The 448-nt window shown below is 58.3% G+C and carries 1 protein-coding gene; it reads left to right on the forward strand.

Features of this window, described 5'->3' with window-relative positions:
• A partial coding sequence (locus EN780_RS37785; RefSeq protein WP_128276667.1) for an ABC transporter permease subunit occupies positions 1-448 on the forward strand: 448 nt, incomplete at both ends.

Here is a 448-nt window from a genome sequence, read left to right on the forward strand (position 1 = left end):
GCACCGATGATCGTGCCGGTAATCGTCAGTGCGGTTGCCCTCTACTTCCTGTTTGCACGGTTGCAGCTCGTCAACACGAATCTCGCTCTGGTGATCGCACATACGATCGGCGCCGTTCCCTTAGTCGTGCTGATTGTCGCCGCAAGCCTACAGGCCCTGAACGTCCGCCTAGAGCACGCCGCCGCGAGTTTGGGGGCTTCGCGGATGGTCACGATTTGGAAAATCGTACTCCCGCTCATGCGTCCCGCGTTAATCGTCGCCGGATTCTTTGCCTTCCTGCATTCCTTCGACGAGTTGGTGCTGTCACTTTTCGTGAGCGGGCCGGACACCACCACCTTGCCGATCAAGATGTGGTCGGGAATTCGGGAAGAGATCACGCCGACGATCGCTGCCGTTTCAAGTCTGCTGATCGCGTTCACAGTCATTATGTATGCCGGCGTAGAGGGGG

The organism is Mesorhizobium sp. M4B.F.Ca.ET.089.01.1.1, assembly GCF_004022605.1.
GTDB lineage: Bacteria > Pseudomonadota > Alphaproteobacteria > Rhizobiales > Rhizobiaceae > Mesorhizobium > Mesorhizobium abyssinicae.